Origin of the sequence: uncultured Pseudacidovorax sp. (assembly GCF_913773995.1) — a bacterium.
GTDB lineage: Bacteria > Pseudomonadota > Gammaproteobacteria > Burkholderiales > Burkholderiaceae_C > Xenophilus.
The window spans coordinates 1-18,103 of record NZ_CAJYES010000152.1 but is presented as its reverse complement, the minus strand read 5'-3'; the positions used below and the strand labels follow the sequence as shown (position 1 = coordinate 18,103).

At 69.8% G+C, this 18,103-nt stretch carries 19 protein-coding genes and 1 pseudogene; 8 read left to right on the top strand and 12 right to left on the bottom strand.

Features of this window, described 5'->3' with window-relative positions; genetic code table 11:
- Positions 1-210 precede the first annotated feature (210 nt).
- Positions 211-894, top strand: a complete 684-nt coding sequence (locus QZ772_RS14155) for a TIGR02281 family clan AA aspartic protease (RefSeq protein WP_295527368.1) — start codon at positions 211-213, stop codon at positions 892-894.
- Between the two features lie 91 nt (positions 895-985).
- Here QZ772_RS14155 and QZ772_RS14150 read toward each other — a convergent pair whose 3' ends face one another.
- From QZ772_RS14150 to QZ772_RS14100, 11 genes are all read right to left on the bottom strand, one after another.
- Positions 986-1,339: a RidA family protein gene (locus QZ772_RS14150; RefSeq protein ID WP_295527365.1), complete on the bottom strand. Its 354-nt coding sequence runs from the start codon at positions 1,337-1,339 to the stop codon at positions 986-988.
- A 13-nt stretch (positions 1,340-1,352) separates the two neighbouring features.
- Complete coding sequence (plsY, locus tag QZ772_RS14145) at positions 1,353-2,006, bottom strand: glycerol-3-phosphate 1-O-acyltransferase PlsY (protein ID WP_295527363.1); 654 nt, start codon at positions 2,004-2,006, stop codon at positions 1,353-1,355.
- A gap of 117 nt (positions 2,007-2,123) precedes the next feature.
- The gene (locus QZ772_RS14140; protein ID WP_295527360.1) at positions 2,124-2,621 is read right to left on the bottom strand and encodes an aminoacyl-tRNA deacylase; all 498 of its coding nucleotides are present in this window, start codon (positions 2,619-2,621) and stop codon (positions 2,124-2,126) included.
- Position 2,622: 1 nt separating this feature from the next.
- On the bottom strand, positions 2,623-3,684 hold the full coding sequence (locus QZ772_RS14135) for an aldo/keto reductase (RefSeq protein WP_295527357.1): 1,062 nt from the start codon (positions 3,682-3,684) through the stop codon (positions 2,623-2,625).
- Positions 3,685-3,920: 236 nt separating this feature from the next.
- Positions 3,921-4,925 carry an XdhC family protein gene (locus tag QZ772_RS14130; RefSeq protein ID WP_295527353.1) on the bottom strand — a complete coding sequence of 335 codons (1,005 nt, stop codon included), beginning with the start codon at positions 4,923-4,925 and terminating at the stop codon, positions 3,921-3,923.
- A 14-nt stretch (positions 4,926-4,939) separates the two neighbouring features.
- Positions 4,940-5,494 (bottom strand): CoxG family protein, encoded by a 555-nt coding sequence (locus QZ772_RS14125; protein WP_295527351.1) that lies wholly within the window; start codon positions 5,492-5,494, stop codon positions 4,940-4,942.
- Between the two features lie 33 nt (positions 5,495-5,527).
- Positions 5,528-6,739 (bottom strand): VWA domain-containing protein, encoded by a 1,212-nt coding sequence (locus tag QZ772_RS14120; protein ID WP_295527348.1) that lies wholly within the window; start codon positions 6,737-6,739, stop codon positions 5,528-5,530.
- 16 nt (positions 6,740-6,755) lie between these two features.
- Positions 6,756-7,694 carry a MoxR family ATPase gene (locus QZ772_RS14115; protein ID WP_295527346.1) on the bottom strand — a complete coding sequence of 313 codons (939 nt, stop codon included), beginning with the start codon at positions 7,692-7,694 and terminating at the stop codon, positions 6,756-6,758.
- 10 nt (positions 7,695-7,704) lie between these two features.
- Positions 7,705-8,496 carry a xanthine dehydrogenase family protein subunit M gene (locus tag QZ772_RS14110; protein WP_295527343.1) on the bottom strand — a complete coding sequence of 264 codons (792 nt, stop codon included), beginning with the start codon at positions 8,494-8,496 and terminating at the stop codon, positions 7,705-7,707.
- Between the two features lie 28 nt (positions 8,497-8,524).
- Positions 8,525-10,966 (bottom strand): xanthine dehydrogenase family protein molybdopterin-binding subunit, encoded by a 2,442-nt coding sequence (locus QZ772_RS14105; RefSeq protein ID WP_295527341.1) that lies wholly within the window; start codon positions 10,964-10,966, stop codon positions 8,525-8,527.
- A 17-nt stretch (positions 10,967-10,983) separates the two neighbouring features.
- A complete protein-coding gene (locus tag QZ772_RS14100) occupies positions 10,984-11,487 on the bottom strand; it encodes a (2Fe-2S)-binding protein (RefSeq protein WP_295527338.1) in 504 nt (167 codons plus the stop codon).
- Between the two features lie 158 nt (positions 11,488-11,645).
- Between QZ772_RS14100 and QZ772_RS14095 the strand changes: the two genes are divergently transcribed.
- The 4 genes from QZ772_RS14095 (at position 11,646) to trxC (ending at position 14,120) form a co-directional block, all read left to right on the top strand.
- The gene (locus QZ772_RS14095; RefSeq protein WP_295527335.1) at positions 11,646-12,743 is read left to right on the top strand and encodes a GAF domain-containing protein; all 1,098 of its coding nucleotides are present in this window, start codon (positions 11,646-11,648) and stop codon (positions 12,741-12,743) included.
- 121 nt (positions 12,744-12,864) lie between these two features.
- Positions 12,865-13,185 carry a thioredoxin family protein gene (locus QZ772_RS14090; protein ID WP_295527332.1) on the top strand — a complete coding sequence of 107 codons (321 nt, stop codon included), beginning with the start codon at positions 12,865-12,867 and terminating at the stop codon, positions 13,183-13,185.
- A gap of 86 nt (positions 13,186-13,271) precedes the next feature.
- Entirely contained in the window at positions 13,272-13,628 is a 357-nt protein-coding gene (locus QZ772_RS14085; RefSeq protein ID WP_295527328.1) for a hypothetical protein, read from the top strand.
- A gap of 27 nt (positions 13,629-13,655) precedes the next feature.
- Positions 13,656-14,120, top strand: a complete 465-nt coding sequence (trxC, locus tag QZ772_RS14080) for a thioredoxin TrxC (protein WP_295527325.1) — start codon at positions 13,656-13,658, stop codon at positions 14,118-14,120.
- Here trxC and QZ772_RS14075 read toward each other — a convergent pair.
- Entirely contained in the window at positions 14,113-14,460 is a 348-nt protein-coding gene (locus QZ772_RS14075; protein WP_295527371.1) for a DUF1304 domain-containing protein, read from the bottom strand. The genes trxC and QZ772_RS14075 overlap by 8 nt on opposite strands.
- An 86-nt stretch (positions 14,461-14,546) precedes the next feature.
- On the opposite strand from QZ772_RS14075, the gene QZ772_RS14070 reads away from it, so the two are divergent.
- The 3 genes and pseudogenes from QZ772_RS14070 to QZ772_RS14060 form a co-directional block, all read left to right on the top strand.
- The gene (locus tag QZ772_RS14070) at positions 14,547-15,128 is read left to right on the top strand and encodes a YigZ family protein (protein WP_295527323.1); all 582 of its coding nucleotides are present in this window, start codon (positions 14,547-14,549) and stop codon (positions 15,126-15,128) included.
- Positions 15,129-15,321: 193 nt separating this feature from the next.
- A complete protein-coding gene (gene poxB, locus QZ772_RS14065; protein ID WP_295527321.1) occupies positions 15,322-17,046 on the top strand; it encodes a ubiquinone-dependent pyruvate dehydrogenase in 1,725 nt (574 codons plus the stop codon).
- A 184-nt stretch (positions 17,047-17,230) separates the two neighbouring features.
- Positions 17,231-18,103, top strand: a pseudogene (locus tag QZ772_RS14060) (DNA mismatch repair protein MutS); the annotation flags it as partial.

The window sequence follows — 18,103 nt, the reverse complement described above, 5'->3', positions numbered from 1 at the left end:
TCTAGTTATCCACAACATGCCAATGCCTGAACTAAGCATTGACTTCGAACACAGTTGCTCCCTGGCGCCTTCGGCTTGGAGGGGGGCACACCCCGCGGCCTGGCAAAGCCAGTTCCTGGTGTGCCCTGGCGTGGCCTGCTCCGCGGCCGTTTGTTCACTGGGGCTGGATGCGTCTTTGGCAGTAACGACACTGCGCGGTAGGTTTCGTCAATGAAACTGAAACGCGCACACGTTATCGCCGCGATCCTGGTAGCGGGTCTTGCTATCACCGTGCAGGCGCAAGCGCAGGCCCAGACCCAATCGATCACGCTGACCGGCACCATCGGCAACCGCGCGATCCTGGTCGTGGGTGGAGGCGCGCCACGGACGGTGGCGCCAGGTGAAAGCCTGCAGGGGGTGCGACTGATCAGCGTTCAGAACGAACAGGCGGTGGTCGAAAGCGGGGGGCGGCGCCTGACGCTGCGGATGGACACGCCGGTGAGCGTCGGCGGCTCGGGCGGCGGCCCAGGTAGCAGGGGCGGTGGCGGCAGCCGCATCGTGCTGACGGCGGACAGCCGGGGCCACTTCGTCACGGCAGGTGGCATCAACGGCCGGCCGGTGACCTTCATGCTGGACACGGGAGCCACCTCGGTGGGCATGTCCATGGCCGATGCGCAGCGCATCGGCCTCGACCCCACGCGCGGGCAACCGGTGACCATGAACACAGCCAACGGCACGGTGCCGGGCTGGCGGGTCAAGCTCGATTCGGTGAAGGTGGGCGACGTGACGGTCTACGACGTCGATGCCATCGTCTCTCCGCAGCCCATGCCCTTTGTGCTGCTGGGCAACAGCTTCATCAACCGCTTCTCGATGCGGCGTGATGCCGACCAGATGGTGCTGGAGCGGCGCTACTGAAGAAGAAGAAGCGACGCCGCATAACGGCGCTGCGGCGCCGCGCCGTGACCGCAGGAGGCAAGCGGCAGCGGCTGCTGCGCCTCGTCCCGCCTCAGGCCAGCGCGGCCGTGACGACGATCTCGATCTTGTAGGCCGCATTGGCCAGCGCCGCCTGCACGGTGGCGCGCGGCGGAGTGTGGCCCGCGGGCACCCAGGCGTCCCACACCTCGTTCATGGCGCCGATTTCGCTGATGTCGGTCAGGAAGATCTGCGTCATCAGGATGCGGGTCTTGTCGCTGCCGGCCTCGGCCAGCAGGCGATCGACCATCGCCAGCACCTGGGCCGTCTGGCCGCGGATGTCCTGGGTGGTGTCGTCCGGCACCTGGCCGGCCAGGTAGACAGTGCCGTTGTGGACGGCCATCTCCGACAGGCGGGGGCCGACGTGGAAGCGCTTGAGTTCTGCCATGGGGAAATCCTGATCAGGAGGAAGAAGTCTTCGCGGCCTTCGCCTTGGCGCCGAGCCGCGATTCGGTGCCGGCCAGCAGCCGGCGGATGTTCTCGCGATGGCGCCACACCAGCAGCAGGCCCATGACCACGATGGCAGCCAGCACGCCGCGGTGCAACGGCCAGGCGATGCCGCCGCCCAGCAGGTAGTAGGCAGGCGCGAAGAAGGCCGCCACCAGCGCGGCCAGCGAGGAGTAGCGGAAGAAGAAGGCGATGATGATCCAGGTCAGCCCCGTCGCCAGGCCCAGCATCCAGTCGATGCCCAGCAGCACGCCAGCGGCCGTGGCCACGCCCTTGCCACCCTTGAAGCCGAAGAACACCGGGTACAGGTGGCCCAGGAAGGCGGCCAGCCCGGCGAGTGCCGCCACGTTCTCGTCCAGCCCGTAGGCCGCGCCGAAGCGCCGCACCAGGAACACCGGCAGCCAGCCCTTGGCAGCATCCAGCAGCAGCGTGGCGAGCGCCGCGCCCTTGCGGCCGGAGCGCAGCACGTTGGTGGCGCCGGGGTTGCCGCTGCCGTAGCTGCGCGGATCGTCCATGCCCATCAGGCGGCTGACGATCACGGCAAAGGACAGCGAGCCGATCAGGTAGGCCGCAATGATGACGAGGATGGAGGACATGGACAGGTTCATGGAAGGACCTTCGCCGGCCGCCTCATGCGCGGCCGCTGCGCGCCACTCTGAAGGCGGCGTCTTGGCATTCGGGAATCGTGGAAGACGTGAGGGAGGCGGCCCCGTTCGGGCCGCGCCTCATTCTGCCAGCGCGCACTGCACCGGCCGCGCGCCGAGCAACTGCACGCACAGCTGCGGATCGATGCCGATGAGGTACCCGCGCCGCCCGCCATTGATGCAGATGCGCGGCAGGTCGAGGATGGTCGACTCGATGTAGACCGGCATGGCCCGCCGCGTGCCGAAGGGCGAGGTGCCCCCCACCTGATAGCCGCTGTGGCGCTGGGCCACCTCGGGCTTGCACGGCTCCACCGACTTGGCGCCGATCTGCCGCGCCAGGTTCTTGGTGGACACGGTGCGGTTGCCGTGCATCAGCACGATCAGCGGCTTGGCGTCCTGGTCCTGCATCACCAGCGTCTTGACCACCGTGAACGGGTCGAAGCCCAGCACCGCCGCGCTGTGCTGCGCGCCGCCGTGCTCCAGGTACTCGTAGGGATGCTCGGTGAAGGCCACCTTGGCCGCGCGCAGCACGGCCGTGGCGGGCGTTTCCGAAACGTGGGCCTTGTCCTTCTTGGCCATCTCAGTTCGCCGGGTCGCGCATCTCCCAGCGGATCCTGTCGATCTCGGCCTGCAGCTCGGGCGACAGCGTGGTGCCCCAGGCGTCCAGGTCCTCATCCAGCTGGGCCTTGGTCGTGACGCCGATGATGGTGCTGGCCACCTGCCACTTGGTGTAGCAGAAGGCCAGGGCCAGGCGCGCGGGCGTCATGCCGTGTTCGCGGGCCAGCTGGTTGTAGCGGCGGGCGGCGACCAGCGCCTCCGGGCGGCCCCAACGCTGCTTGCGCACGGACTCGTAACGGGCGATGCGGCCGTCCTTCGGTGCATCCGGGCCTTCGATGCCGCTGGCGTCGTACTTGCCGGTCAGCAGGCCGAAACCCAGCGGCGAGTAGGCCAGCAGCGAGACGTCCAGCCGGTGCATGGTCTCGTCCAGGCCGTTCTCGAGCGCGCGGCTGATGAGGCAGTACACGTTCTGCACCGTGGCCACGCGCGGCAGGTTGTGCTGCTCGGCCAGCCGCACGAACTCGTGCACGCCATAGGGAGTCTCGTTGGACAGGCCGATGTAGCGGACCTTGCCCGCCTTCACCAGGCCGGCCAATGCCTCCAACTGCTCATGGATCGAGGTCTGCGTACGCTCCTTGGTGGGGTCGTAGTACATCGTGCCGAAGGCGGGCACGTTGCGCTCGGGCCAATGGATCTGGTAGAGGTCGATGACGTCCGTCTGCAACCGGCGCAGGCTGCCCTCGCAGGAGGCCACGATGTCGGCAGCCGTCATGCCGCCCCCTTCGCGCACCCAGGGCATGCCGCGCGAGGGGCCCGCCACCTTGGTGGCCAGCGTGAGCTTCTGGCGCAGGCCCGGGTTCTTGGCGAACCAGTTGCCGAGGATGGTCTCGGTGGCGCCGTAGGTTTCCTTGCGGGCCGGCACGGCGTACATCTCGGCGGTGTCGAGGAAGTCGACGCCGCGGGCCACCGCATGGTCGAGGATGTCGTGCGCGGTGGGCTCGTCCACCTGTTCGCCGAAGGTCATGGTGCCCAGGCAGATGGGCGTGACGTGCAGGTCGCTGCGGCCGAGCTGGATGCGTTGCATGGCGGGAAAGAGCTGAAGCGGAAAAGCCCGGCACTTTAGCGCGACGGGTGCGGGCGTGCAGGCGGCAGCGCAGTGCCCCGAGCCCGCCAGCGTCCGAACGAGACCTCCCGGCCGCCATACGGGCCAGCCCGTCGAAACCAGGACATGCACGCATGAGCCCTTCGACAAGCCCAGGGCGAATGGCCCGACTGAATGGCACTGCGCCCCCCGAAGCAGCTTGGTCGGCGTTCGCCCGGCTACGCCTGCAACTGCGCCTTCGCCTCCGCCACTTCCATCTCGCGCGGCAAGGCTACGCCGTTCTTGACGGCCAGGATCTCGGCCATCACGCTCACTGCGATCTCGGGCGGCGTCTTGCTGCCGATGTACAGGCCGATGGGGCCGCGCAGGCGGGCGAGCGACTCGGGCGTCTGGTCGAAGTGCTCGATCATCCGTTCGCGCCGCGCCTGGGCATTGCGGCGCGAGCCGATGGCGCCGACGTAGAACGCCTCGCTTTCCAGCGCCGCCAGCAGCGCCAGGTCGTCGAGCTTGGGGTCGTGTGTGAGGGCAACCACGCAGCTGCGCCGGTCGGGCCGGAAGGCGGCGACGGCGTCATCGGGCATCTCGGTGGACAGGCGCACGTTGGGCAGCGACCAGGCGCCGCGGTATTCCTCGCGCGGGTCGCACAGCGTGACGGCGAAGCCGCTGAAGCTGGCCATGGTCGCCAGGTACTCGGCCAGTTGGCCCGCGCCGATCAGCAGCATGCGGTATTCGGGGCCGAAGGTGTTGACCAGCCGGGCGTCGTCGATGGCGAGCTCGGCAGGGGCGTGCGCCGCTTCGAGCGTGACGGCGCCATCGCTCAGGTGCACGATGCGCTGCGTGAGCTGGCCGCCTTCCAGGCGTTGGACCAGCTCGGCAAGCCCGGTGGCATCCGGATCGAACTCCAGCACCAGTTCCAGCGTGCCGCCGCAAGGCAAGCCGAAGCGGTGCGCCTCGTCGGCCGTGATGCCGTACTTGACCCGCGCTGGCGCGCCCGTCGGCATGGCCTGCTGGCCCACGCGGCTGTGGCGGGCGATCAGGTCGTCCTCGATGCAGCCGCCGGAGACGGAGCCGACCACCGCGCCGTCCTCGGCCAGCGCCATGATCGAGCCCACCGGCCGCGGCGAGGAGCCCCAGGTGCGCACCACCGTCGCCAGCAGCGCCCGGCGGCCGGCTTGGCGCCAGTCGCGCAGCTGGCGCAGCACCATCACGTCGAGGTTTTCCATGGTGTTCGACCTTCTCAGCCTTCTTCCGTCTTGTCCTTCTTGCCGAAGCCCATCTTCTGCATGAGGCCGGCGACGGCGCCGGTCTTGGCCTCTTCTGCCGGCTCGGCCGCGGCGGCGGGCGCACCGTGCACGCGCTGCATCTCGACATCGAAGCGCTTGAAGAAATCGTCGGCCATGGACTTGGCCGCGCCATCGATCAGCCGCTGGCCCAGCTGGGCGATCTTGCCGCCCACCTGCGCCTGGACGGTGTAGCTGAGCGTGCAGCCGGTGTCGGTGGGCGCGAGCGAGACCGAGGACGCGCCCTTGCCGAAGCCGGCCACCCCGCCCTGCCCTTCGAAGCTGAGGCGGTAGCTCTCTGGCGGCTGGATGTCGCTGAGTGTGACCTTGCCGCTGAACTTGGCCGACACCGGGCCGACCTTGACGGCCATGGTGACGGTGTACTGGCCCTCGCCCGTGGACTCGAATTTGTCGCAGCCGGGCAGGCAGCGCTTGAGCGTCTCGGGGTCGTTGAGGGCCTCCCAGGCCTGTTGCTGGGTCACGCCCAGGGGGCGGCTGCCTTGCATGTCCATGTGGGTCTCCTGAAATGAATGAAGGTGAGGGATTCAGCGCAGTCGGCGCATCAGCGCGGCCAGGCTGTCGGCCAGTTCGTCCAGCGCCTGCAGGTTGTGCACGGCCAGCATCGCGTCGGCATGACGGCCGAGCAGTGCGGCGCCACGCGCCAGCGGCGCGTAGCCGGCGAAGCGCAGCAGCGGATTGAGCCACAGCAGCGCACCCGTATGGCGGCGAAGCCATTGCAGTTGGGCATCCAGCTCGGCCGGCTCGCCGGTGTCCAGACCGTCGCTGATCAGCAGCACCAGTGTGCGCCGGCCGACCAGGCGGCGCGCATGCTGCCGGCGCAGTTGTCCCAGCGTCTCGCCCAGCCGCGTCCCGCCCGCGAAATCGGCGATGGCGCGGCCGGCCTCGGCCAGCATCACGTCGGTGTCGGCATGGCGGAAGGCGGGCGTGAGGTCGGTCAGGCCGGTGCCGAAGGCGAAGACGTCGCGCCGCGCGCCCTCGCACACCAGCGGCCGCGTGGCCGCATGCAGGTAGGCCAGCAGCAGCCGCGCATAGCGCTCCATGGAGCCGGAGACATCGACCAGCACCAGCAGCGGCCGCGGCCGTGCGCGCCGCACCTGGCGCGGCAGGCGCGGGATCTCGCCGCCGTGCCGTGCGGCCTGGCGCCACACGCCGGGCCAGTGGATGCGGGCCGACGCACCGGCCTGCGCCACCGGCCGCAACCGGCGCGAGGCATAGGTGGGCACGGGCAGCGCCTTCTCGCGTGCCAGGCGTTCGACCAGGCGGTATTCGGCGGCGCCCAGGCTGTTGAAGTCGGCATGCTGCAGGCGCTCGCGCGTGCCGGCGCTCATGGCGGCGTCGAGTTGCAGCTCCTCGTCCTGCGGGGCGGGCTTGAGCGTGGTCGGTGCAGCCAGGGCCTCGCGCACGCGGTTGCGGCGCTGCACCGGCTCGGCCCGGCCCTCAGCATTGGGCAGCATGCGCGCCAGCATCTTCTGGGCAAGGGCCGGATCCTGGAACCAGGCGTCGAAGAGTTCGCGGAAGACCTGCCGGTCCTGCTCGCGGCTGACCATCACCGATTCAAGCGCTGCCTGCAAGTCGGCCCGTTGCTCGATGCCCACCAGCAGGGCCGCTTCGAGCCCCAGCGCGATGCGCGAAGGATCGATGCGCACGCCAGCCCGCCGCAGTGCCCGGCCGAAGCCCGCCAAGTGGCCGGCCAGCTTGCCGCGCCGCGCGTCGCCGAGTTGCTGGATGCCTTGCATGGCCACAGCACCCTCGTCAGGCGGCTTCCGGCGCGAGCAGATCGGTGGCCAACTGGTGGTTCAGCGCCGCCACATCGTCACGTTGCTTGAACAGGATGCCGGCGGTATCGACCACCACCTCGGGGTCGAGCACCACCGTGTCCAGCGCCACCAGCGCGCGCGCCCATTCCACGCTCTCGGCGATGCCGGGCGCGCGCTGGAAGGCATTGGCGAAGGGCTGCGCACGCACGCGTTGCACGAAGTCTGCCACCTGCGCCGACAGCGCTTCGCCGGCCTCGGGTACCTGCGCGCGGACGATGGCCAGCTCGCGCTCACGCTCGGGGTAGTCCAGCCAGTGATAGAGGCAGCGGCGCTTGACCGCGTCGTTCAGGTCGCGGGTGCGGTTGCTGGTGAGCAGGGTGACGGGCGGCACAGCGGCGCGCACCGTGCCCAGCTCGGGAATGCTGACCTGATACTCGCCCAGGTATTCGAGCAGGAAGGCCTCGAAGGGCTCGTCGGCCCGATCCACCTCGTCGATCAGCAGCACGGCGCCGGGTGCGGGCGACTGCAGGGCCTGCAGCAGCGGGCGCTGGATCAGGTAGCGCGGCTGGTAGACCTCGGCCTCCACGTCGCGCGCGCCTTCGTCCTTCGCATTGCCACCGGCCTCGGAGGCACGCAGGTGCAACAACTGCGCGGCGTAGTTCCACTCGTACAGCGCCTCGCGCTGCTCCAGGCCGTCGTAGCACTGCAGGCGCAGCAGCTGTCGGCCGAGCAGGCCGGACAGCGCCTTGGCCAGTTCGGTCTTGCCAACGCCGGGCTCGCCCTCCAGCAGCAGCGGCCGCTGCAGCTTCAGGGCGAGGAAGACGGCCGTCGCCAGCCGCCGGTCGGCCAAGTAGCCGCGCGACGCCAGCCCCCGTTCCAGCGCGTCGATGGAGGAAAGGTCGGGCGCAGGTGGGAGGCGGGCGGCGTCGGTCATCGTGCCGAGCTTAGCGGCTCGCCTTGATCACCGCGCGCTGGGCCAGCACGCTGATCAGGTTGGCGCGGTAGGCCGCCGTGCCGTGCAGGTCGCTGTTGAGCTCGCTGGCGTCGATCTCCACGCCGCCGGCCGCCTGCGCCGTGAAGGACTGCGACAGGGCCTGCTCCAGCCCCGCATGGCGGAACACGCCGTTGCCCGCGCCGGTGACAGCCACACGCACGCCTTCGTCAAAGCGGGCCACGAACACGCCCACCAGCGGGAAGTGCGAGGCCTTTTGGCGCAGCTTCTCATAGGCCGCCTGTTTGGGCAGCGGGAAGCGGATCGCCTTGATCAGCTCGCCCTCCTCCAGTGCCGTGGCGAACAGGCCCAGGAAGAAGTCGTCGGCCGCGATCTCACGCTGCGTGGTGACGATGGTCGCGCCCGAGGCGAGCACGGCGCTCGGGTAGCAGGCGGCCGGATCGTTGTTGGCCACCGAGCCGCCCAGCGTGCCCATGGCCCGCACCTGGCGGTCGCCGATGCGCGAGGCCAAGTCGGCCAATGCCGGATAGCTGCTCTGCACCTGCGCGCTGGCGGCGACCTCGGCATGACGTGTCATGGCGCCGATGACCAGCTCGCCATTCTGCAGGCCGATTCCGGAAAGCTCCTTGCAGCGGCCCAGGTCGACCAGTTGCTCAGGCGCCGACAGGCGCAGCTTCATCGAAGCCAGCAGCGTCTGGCCACCGGCCAGCGGCTTCCCGCCAGCGGCTGCCAGGCGTTGTGCTTCGTCGAGTGCGGCGGGCTGTTCGAAGGTGAATGCGTACATGGAAAAGTCTCCTTCCTTCGAGGGGTGATCAGACGGCCGGACGGCCCTGGGTGCTGGCCGCCAGCGAGGGCGTCTGCGGTTGCTGCTGCGGCGTGGTGCTGCCACGCTGCATGGCTTCCCACACACGGGCCGGGGTGGCGGGCATGTCGAACTCCTTCACGCCCATCGGCGCCAGCGCGTCCAGCACGGCGTTGATGACGGCCGGCGGCGAGCCGATGGCGCCCGCCTCGCCGCAGCCCTTGGTGCCGAGCGGGTTGTGGGTGCAGGGCGTGCAGATCGTGTCGAGCTTGAAGTTGGGGAAGTCCGCGGCCCGCGGCATGGCGTAGTCCATGAAGCTGCCGGTGAGCAGCTGGCCGGTCTCGTTGTCGTAGACGCAGTTCTCCAGCAGCGCCTGGCCGATGCCCTGCACGATGCCGCCCTGCACCTGGCCTTCCACGATCATGGGGTTGATGATGGTGCCGAAGTCGTCCACCGCGGTGAAGCGGTCCACCTTGACCTCGCCCGTGGCCTTGTCGATCTCCACCTCGCAGATGTAGGTGCCGGCCGGGTAGGTGAAGTTGGTGGGGTCGTAGAAGGCGGTTTCGTTCAGGCCCGGCTCCAGCTTGTCCAGCGGGTAGTTGTGCGGCACATAGGCCGTCAGCGCCACCTGGCCGAAGGGGATCTTCTTGTCGGTGCCCTTGACGCTGAATTCGCCACCACTGAAGTCGATGTCGGCATCGCTGGCTTCCATCAGGTGGGCGGCGATCTTCTTGGCCTTGGCCTCGATCTTGTCCAGCGCCCGCATGATGGCCGCGCCGCCCACGCTGATCGAGCGCGAGCCGTAGGTGCCCATGCCGAAGGGAATGCGGCCGGTGTCGCCGTGCACGATGTCCACGTTCTCGACCGGAATGCCCAGGCGCGCGGCCACCACCTGCGCGAAGGTGGTCTCGTGGCCCTGGCCGTGGCTGTGCGAGCCGGTGAACACCGTCACGCTGCCGGTGGGATGCACCCGCACCTCGCCGGCCTCGAACAGGCCGGCACGCGCACCCAGGGCTCCGGCGATGTTCGACGGCGCCAGGCCGCAGGCCTCGATGTAGCTGGAATAGCCGATGCCGCGCAGCTTACCGTTCTTCTCGCTCTCGGCGCGGCGGGCGTCGAAGCCGCCCACCTCGGCCAGTTCCTGCGCGCGCTTCATGCAGGCCTCGTAGTCGCCCACGTCGTACTGCAGCGCGACGGGCGTCTGGTACGGCCATTCGCGGATGAAGTTGCGGCGCCGGATCTCGTCCTGGCCCAGGCCGATCTCCCAGCCGCAGCGCGTGACCAGGCGCTCCAGCAGGTAGGTGGCTTCGGGCCGGCCGGCACCGCGGTAGGCATCGACCGGCGCGGTGTTGGTGAACCAGGCATCCACCTCCACGTAGATCTGCGGCGTGGTGTACTGCCCGGCCAGCAGCGTCGCATACAGGATGGTGGGCACTGCCGTCGAGAAGGTCGACAGGTAGGCGCCCAGGTTGGCGTCGGTGTGCACGCGCATGGCCAGGAACTTGCCGTCCTTGTCCATCGCCATCTCGGCATGGCTCACGTGGTCGCGGCCATGGGCGTCCGACAGAAAGCACTCCGAGCGCTCGGCCGTCCACTTGATGTTGCGGTTGAGCTGCTTGCTGGCCCAGGTCAGGGCCACGTCCTCGGCGTACAGGAAGATCTTGGAGCCGAAGCCGCCGCCCACGTCGGGCGCGATCACGCGCACCTTGTGCTCCGGCAGGCCCAGCACGAAGGCGGTCATGAGCAGGCGCTCGACGTGCGGGTTCTGGTTGGCCACGTACAGCACGTACTCGTCGCCGGCGCGGTTGTAGCCGGCCACGGCCACGCGCGGTTCGATGGGGTTGGGAATCAGGCGATTGTTGACCAGGTCCAGCTTGGTGACATGCGCGGCCTTCTCGAAGGCCGCATCGACCTGTGCCTTGTCGCCCAGCGTCCACTTGTAGCACTGGTTGTCGGGCGCGATCTCATGGATGGCGGGGCCGGTCTTCTTGGCTGCGTCGACGAGGCTCACGACGGCGGGCAGCACGTCGTACTCGACCACGATGGCCTCGGACGCATTGCGCGCCTGCTCCACTGTCTCGGCCACCACCATCGCCACGTGGTCGCCCACATAGCGCACCTTGCCGATGGCCAGGATGGGATGGGGCGGCTCCTTCATGGGCGAGCCGTCGGGGTTGTTGATCTGCCAGCCGCAGGGCAGGCCGCCCATCTTCCCGTCGATGTCGGCGCCGGTGAAGATGCCGACCACGCCGGGCATCTGCTTCGCGGCCGAGGTGTCGATGGACGTGATGGCCGCATGCGCATGCGGCGAGCGCAGGAAGACGGCATGCGCCTGGTTGGCCAGCACCACGTCGCCGGTGTAGTTGCCGGCGCCGGTCAGGAAGCGAAGGTCTTCCTTGCGGCGGATGGCCTCGCCGATGTGCGGCAGCTTGGAGAAGTCGGATGCACCCATGGCGGACTCCTTTTCGCTCAGGCCGTGGCGGTGGCGGACGAGGTGGCGGACTGGCCTTCGGCCATGCTCTGGCCGCCCATCTTCACGGCCTTGACGATGTTCTGGTAGCCGGTGCAGCGGCACAGGTTGCCGTCGAGCAGCTCGCGGATCTCCTGTTCGTCGGCACCGGGATGCTGCTGGCACAGGTCGATGGCGCTCATCACCATGCCGGGGGTGCAGAAGCCGCATTGCAGGCCGTGACATTCCTTGAAGGCCGCCTGCATCGGATGCAGCGTGCCGTCGGGCTGGGCGATGCCCTCGATGGTGGTGATCTCGGCGCCGGCCGCCTGGGCGAGCAGGATGTTGCAGGACTTCACCGCACGGCCGTTCATGTGCACCGTGCAGGCGCCGCACTGGGCCGTGTCGCAGCCCACGTGCGTGCCGGTGAGCTGCAGATGCTCGCGGATGGCTGTGACGAGGAGGGTGTTGGGCGCTGCGTCCACATTGACGACGCGTCCATTGACGCTGAGGGATACCTGCATGCTGGCTGTCTCCATTCGAGGGGATGGCTGGGTGGCACGAGGGCCGAAGCGTCTCATGTTCCGCGCCCACCCAGGGGCAGCGCTCAGGCAAAACCCTAGCGCGATGGACGGTCGGGCCCGAAATTCTCAAAATGGAACACCCCCACGAAGAGCCCCCCATGGAGACACCGGTCCGTCCCGCGCCCGACCGCGCCGGCGCCATTGCGCTGGCCCGCGGGCACTGGCTGCATGGCACCCAAGGACGCCATGCGCCGCCCATCGAGCCCTGGATCACGCGCTCCTGGCAGCGTTGCCTGGCCGCCGGTCGCCAGCCGGACGAACGCGTGCAGTTCGACCCGGTCTCGGCTTCCCGGCTGCGCCAGGCCAGCGAGGCCAGCCGGCGACTGATCGAGGCGACCCGCCCGGTGATGGACCGCCTGTCGCGTGCCATTGCCGCCACTCGCTACTTCGCCCTGCTGACCGATGCCGAGGGCACCGTGCTCGACGTGGGCGCGTTGCCGGCACAAGAAGACCGCGCCATCGCCGACATCGCCCGCGTAGGGGTGGACCTGTCGGAGCGGGCCGTCGGCACCACGGCCATCGGTGCCACCCTGGCCGAGCAGGCGCCGGTCTGGCTGCACCGCGGCGAGCATTTCTTCGACGACATCAGCGTCTACACCTGCGCCGGCGCGCCGCTCTTCGACCCGCAGGGCCGCTGCATCGGCATGCTGGACCTGACGGGCGTGCAGGTGGAGGAGCGGCCCGAGCTGCAGCACCTGGCGCGTCATGCCGGGCAGGCCATCGGCAACCGCCTGCTGCGCGCGCAGCCGCACGCCCTGCTGCTGCAGCTGAACTGGCCCGGCTGTCTGGCCCCCGTCGAAGGTGCCGACAGCGATGCGCTGCTGGTGCTGGACACCGACGGATGCATCACGGGTGCCAACGCGCTCGCGCGTCAGTTGCTCGGCCTTCAGGGCACGGGCCCCTGGCCGGCCGACGAAGTATTCGCGGCACCCGCGCATCTGCTCTTCGACGCCGCCAACCGCGGCGCCGCGCCGCTCGAAGTCCCGCTGTGGAGCGGCCTGCGCACCCAGCTGCGTGCCACCCGAAGCGGCGGCGCCGGCCCGCGCCCGGCCGGGCGCCCACGCTTGAAGGAGGCGCAGGATGCGTGGATCCGCCAGGCGGTCGACGAGGCCCAGGGCAATGTCGCCGAGGCGGCCCGGCTGCTGGGCGTGAGCCGGGCGACGGTCTACCGCAAGCTGGGGCGGCGGGGAGGCTGACAGCGCGCCGGCCCCTCTGCCGCCAGCGTCCCATGCTCCCCTTCCCTTCCCGGGCAGCCACCGACATGCCGGGCCGGCCCTCCCGCACACACGGCCGGCCCGACGCTGCCACACTCCCGACATGACCCGACCCTACGAACCCGAAACCCTGCGCCAGGATGAAGTGGCCGCCCTCACCGGCGCCACCGTCATCGAATTCGGCACCAACTGGTGCGGCATCTGCAAGGGCGCCCAGCCCGCCATCACCGAAGCACTGGCCGAAGCACCGGAGGGGCTGCGCCACATCAAGGTGGAAGACGGCAGCGGCCGCCCGCTGGGCCGGGCCTTCGGCGTCAAGCTATGGCCGACGCTGGTGTTCCTCAAGGACGGGCGGGAAGTGGGTCGCGTTGTACGCCCTGCATCGGCCGACGCTGTGCGAGAACCCCTGCGGCAGTTGGCCTGAGGCGCGGTGCCGGGCGCTTGGCGCGCACGGCCACGGCAGCACAGCGGCCTCTTGCAATGCGCGTGCACGCCCCAAAACTCGGGGGCATGAACACCTCTCGCACCCACACCCCCCATGCCGTGCTGCTCGCTCACGATCTGGAGCGGATGGAGCGCGGCCATCCCGACGCGGGCCAGTACCGGCTCGTGGCCCAGCGGCTGGCCGCCGCGCTGGACCAGGTCCAGGACACCGACGTGTTGCAGCCCTTGCTGCAGGCTTCGCCGGCCGCAGCCGCCGTGTACGAGAACCTGCGCTACCAGCATGCCGGCCTGTGCCGGTCGCCGCTGGAGGCCTCACTGGCCGCCGAGCAGACCGCGCGGGCGGCCATCGACCGGGCGCAGGCCCTGGCCCGCGATGGTGCCGCGCCGGCCGGTGGCCAGGCTTCCGGCCCGGCCGCCGCCTGAAGTCCACGCGCGCGATCGGAGAAGCCCATGAGCGAGACGACGGCGGAGAGCCTGCATGTGGTCTGCCCCCACTGCCAGACCACCAACCGGGTGCGTACCCATCAGCTGGGCAGCGCCCCTGACTGTGGTCAGTGTCACAAGCCCCTGTTCTCCGGCCATCCGGTTGAGCTCGACGCGGCGGCCTTCGAGCGGCATGTGGGGCGCGGCCAGTTGCCGGTGCTGGTCGACTTCTGGGCACCGTGGTGCGGCCCCTGCCGGCAGATGGCGCCGGCCTTCGAGCAGGCGGCCCGCACGCTGGAGCCGCAGGTGCGGCTGGCCAAGGTCGACACCGAGGCGCAGTCCACGCTGGGCACGCGCTTCAACATCCGAAGCATTCCGACGCTGGCCCTGTTTGTCGGTGGCCGCGAGATCGCCCGCCAGCCCGGCGCGATGGGCAGCGCCGACATCGTTCGCTGGACGCAGCAGGCACTGCGGCAGGCCGGCCTCAGCTGAGCAGCAGCGCGGCCATGGCCAATGCCGCCGGCACGGTCTGCACGAACAGGATCTTGCGGCTCGACGTGGCGGCGCCGTACAGCCCTGCCACCGCCACGCAGCCCAGGAAGAACAGCTTGACCGCGATGCCGGCGGCGCCGATCCACAGTCCCCAGATGAGCCCTGCCGCCAGGAAGCCGTTGTAGAGCCCTTGGTTGGCCGCCAGCACGCGGGTGGCCCGTGCGAACTCGGGCGTGAGGCCGAAGGCCTTGTGGCCGCGCGGCGTGTCCCAAAAGAACATCTCCAGCACCAGGATGTAGACGTGGATGAGGGCGACCAGGCCCGTCAGCAGATTTCCGATCACGTTGTTCTCACTTTCCTCGACCGCCGTTCGGCCTGCGGCATCATCGCCGACCACCCGTCATGGCGCCTGTCGCGCTCTTCCTCATGCCTTTTTCCATTGCGGCGCCCGCCAGCTTCGAACTGCTGGTGCGCAAGAGCCGCTTCTTGGCCTGCGTGCAGCCGGTGCCCGACCGGGCGGCGGCTCAGGCCATCGTGGCGCAGTTGCGGGCCCAGCATCCGGATGCGGCTCATGTCTGCTGGGCCCTGATGGCGGGCGGGCAGTCGGCCGCCGTGGACGACGGCGAGCCCGCGGGCACCGCCGGCCGGCCGATGCTGGAGGTGTTGCGCCACCATGACCTGGAAGGCGTTCTGGCCACGGTCGTGCGTTACTTCGGCGGCGTGAAGCTGGGCGCAGGCGGTCTGGTCCGTGCCTACACCGACGCCGTGGCGCAGGCGCTGAAGGCGGCGCCAACCGTTGCGCTGCAGCGGCGGGTCATGCTGAGCTGCGAAGTGCCCTATGCGCTGGAAGGCACCGTTCGCCGCGCCCTGGCGAATGCCGACGCCACGCTGCTGGCCGTAGACCACGGCAGCGTCGTGCGCTTTCGCTTCGAGGTGGTCGACGACGCGGCGTCCGCGTTGAAGGCGGTTATCACCGATGCGTCGCAGGGGCGCGTGGGCTGGTCCTGATGCGCGCGTTGGGGTAGCTGGCCACGCGCGTCGGGGACGCAGGTCCGACCGGCGCGCCGTGCTGTGTGCGCTCGCGGACGCGCACGCCACGAATCTCGGGCGCCGCTATCGCTTCGCTCCTACGCAGGCCACCTGGCGGCATTTGTAGGATGACCGCGAGTCCATTCGTATTTACCCTTACACCGGAGCCGCCATGCCCTTCACCGTCGCCGACCTTCTCGCCCACAGCCTTGCCGACCTCGGCGTCGAGCGCATCTGGGGCGTGACCGGCGATAGCCTCAACGGCCTCAACGACAGCCTGCGACGTCTGGGCCGCATCGAATGGATGCATGTGCGGCACGAGGAATCGGCGGCCTTTGCCGCGGGCGCCGAGGCGGCGCTGACCGGCCGGCTGGCGGTCTGCGCCGGCAGTTGCGGGCCCGGCAATCTGCACCTGATCAACGGTCTGTTCGACTGCCAGCGCAATCGGGTGCCGGTGCTGGCCATCGCGGCGCACATCCCCTCGTCGGAGATCGGCCTGGGCTACTTTCAGGAGACGCATCCGCAGGAGCTGTTCCGCGAATGCGCGGACTATGTGGAACTGGTCTCAAACCCCGCACAAATGCCGGCCGTGCTGCACCGGGCGATCCAGACCGCCGTGGGCCGTGGTGGCGTGGCCGTGCTGGTGATTCCCGGCGACGTGGCGCTGGCCGCCGCGCCGGTGGACAAGGCGCCGCGCATCCCGCTCGCACCGCGGCCGCGCGTCGTGCCGCCGGACGCCGCGCTCGATGAACTTGCCGCCCACCTGGACGGAAGCCGAGCTGTCACCTTGCTGGCCGGCAGCGGCTGCGCAGGCCACCACGACGCTGTCGTGGCCCTGGCCGAACGACTGAAGGCGCCCATCGTCCATGCGCTGCGCGGCAAGGAGCATGTGGAATGGGACAACCCCTACGACGTGGGCATGACGGGCCTGATCGGCTTTTCCTCCGGCTACCACGCCATGGAGAACGCCGACACGTTGCTGATGCTGGGCACCGACTTTCCCTACCGCGCCTTCTATCCCAAGGATGCGCACATCGTGCAGATCGACCGCGACCCCGCCGCCCTGGGCCGCCGCGCGCCGCTGATGCAGGGCCTCATCGGCGACGTGGGCGACACCATCGCCGCCCTGCTGCCGCGGCTCAAGGACCACGAGGACCGGCGCTTCCTCGACGGCGCCCTCGCCCATTACGCGAAAGCACGCGAAGGCCTGGACGACCTGGCCGTCGCCTCGGGTGCCGGCCGGCCGCTGCACCCGCAGTACGTGGCGCAGCGGGTGAGCGCCATGGCGGCCGACGATGCCGTCTTCACCGCAGACGTGGGCACGCCCACGGTGTGGGCGGCGCGCTACCTGAAGATGAATGGGCGGCGCCGGCTCATCGGCTCCTTCAACCATGGCTCCATGGCCAACGCCATGCTGCAGGCCATGGGCGCGCAGGCGGTGGCGCCCGCGCGGCAGGTCGTCTCGCTATCTGGCGATGGCGGCTTCACCATGATGATGGGCGACTTCCTGAGCCTGGTGCAGCTGGGGCTGCCGGTGAAGGTGGTGGTGTTCAACAACGGCAGCCTGGGCTTCGTCGCCATGGAGATGAAGGCGGGCGGCTACCTGGACACCGGCACCGACCTGGCCAACCCGGACTTCGCCGCCGTGGCAACGGCCATGGGCGTGCGCGGCATCCGCGTCACCGATTCAGGCGAGTTGGACGGCGCCCTCGCCGCCGCCTTCGCCCACGACGGGCCGGCGCTGGTGGACGTGGTCACCGCCAAGCAGGAACTGGTGCTGCCGCCCAAGGTTCAGGCGGAGCAGGCCAAGGGCTTCGGCCTGTACCTGCTCAAGGCCATCATCAACGGCCGGGGCGACGAGGTGGTGGAGCTGGCGCGCACGAATCTGTGGCGCTGAGGATGGCACGCCCGGGTCGATAATCCATGCCCTTCGTCGGCCTGCACCGCAGCCGGCCGGCCTCGCGCAGCTTCCGCCATCCGGCGGCAGGCAGGCGCGGACCCTGGACATCGACAAGCAATTGCAAGACCCGAGCACCGCCCTGCCGACACCGGCCAGCGCCGACTTCTCCGCCCACACGCCGATGATGGCGCAGTACCTGCGCCTCAAGGCCGACCATCCCGAGACGCTGCTGTTCTACCGGATGGGCGACTTCTACGAGCTGTTCTACGCCGATGCCGAGAAGGCCGCGCGGCTGCTCGACATCACGCTGACCACGCGCGGCCAGTCGGCCGGCTCGCCGGTGGTGATGGCCGGTGTGCCCTTCCATTCGGTCGACACCTACCTGGCCCGCCTCATCAAGCTGGGCGAGTCCGTGGCCATCTGCGAGCAGGTGGGCGAGGTCGGCGCCGCCAAGGGCCCGGTGGAGCGCAAGGTCGTGCGCGTGGTCACGCCCGGCACGCTCACCGACGCCGAACTGCTCGCGGACAAGAGCGACGCCATCCTCATGGCCGTGCATGCCGGCCCGCGCAACGCCTGCGGCCTGGCCTGGCTCAGCGTCACCGGCGCCGAGGTGCACCTGGCGGAGTGCGACTCCGACGCGCTCGAAGGCTGGCTGCAACGCGTGGGCCCGAGCGAGCTGCTCTACAGCGCCGAGGTCACGCCGGCTTTCGAGCAGCGCCTGAAGCTTCAACGCGAGCCGGGGGGCTTCACGCTGTCGGTGCGGCCCGCGTGGCAGTTCGACTCCGGGCTGGGCGAGCGCAAGCTGCGCGAGCAACTGGGCGCCGCCAGCCTGGCCGCCTGGAGTGCCGAATCGCTGGGGCAGGCGCATGCCGCCGCCGCAGCCCTGCTGGGCTATGCCGAGCACACCCAGGGCCGCACGCTGTCGCACCTGCAACGCTTGGCGGTCGAGCGTGATGGCGAGCTGATCGAACTGCCCGCCACCACGCGGCGCAACCTCGAGCTGGTGCAGACGCTGCGCGGCGAGGAGTCGCCCACGCTCTTCTCGTTGCTGGAC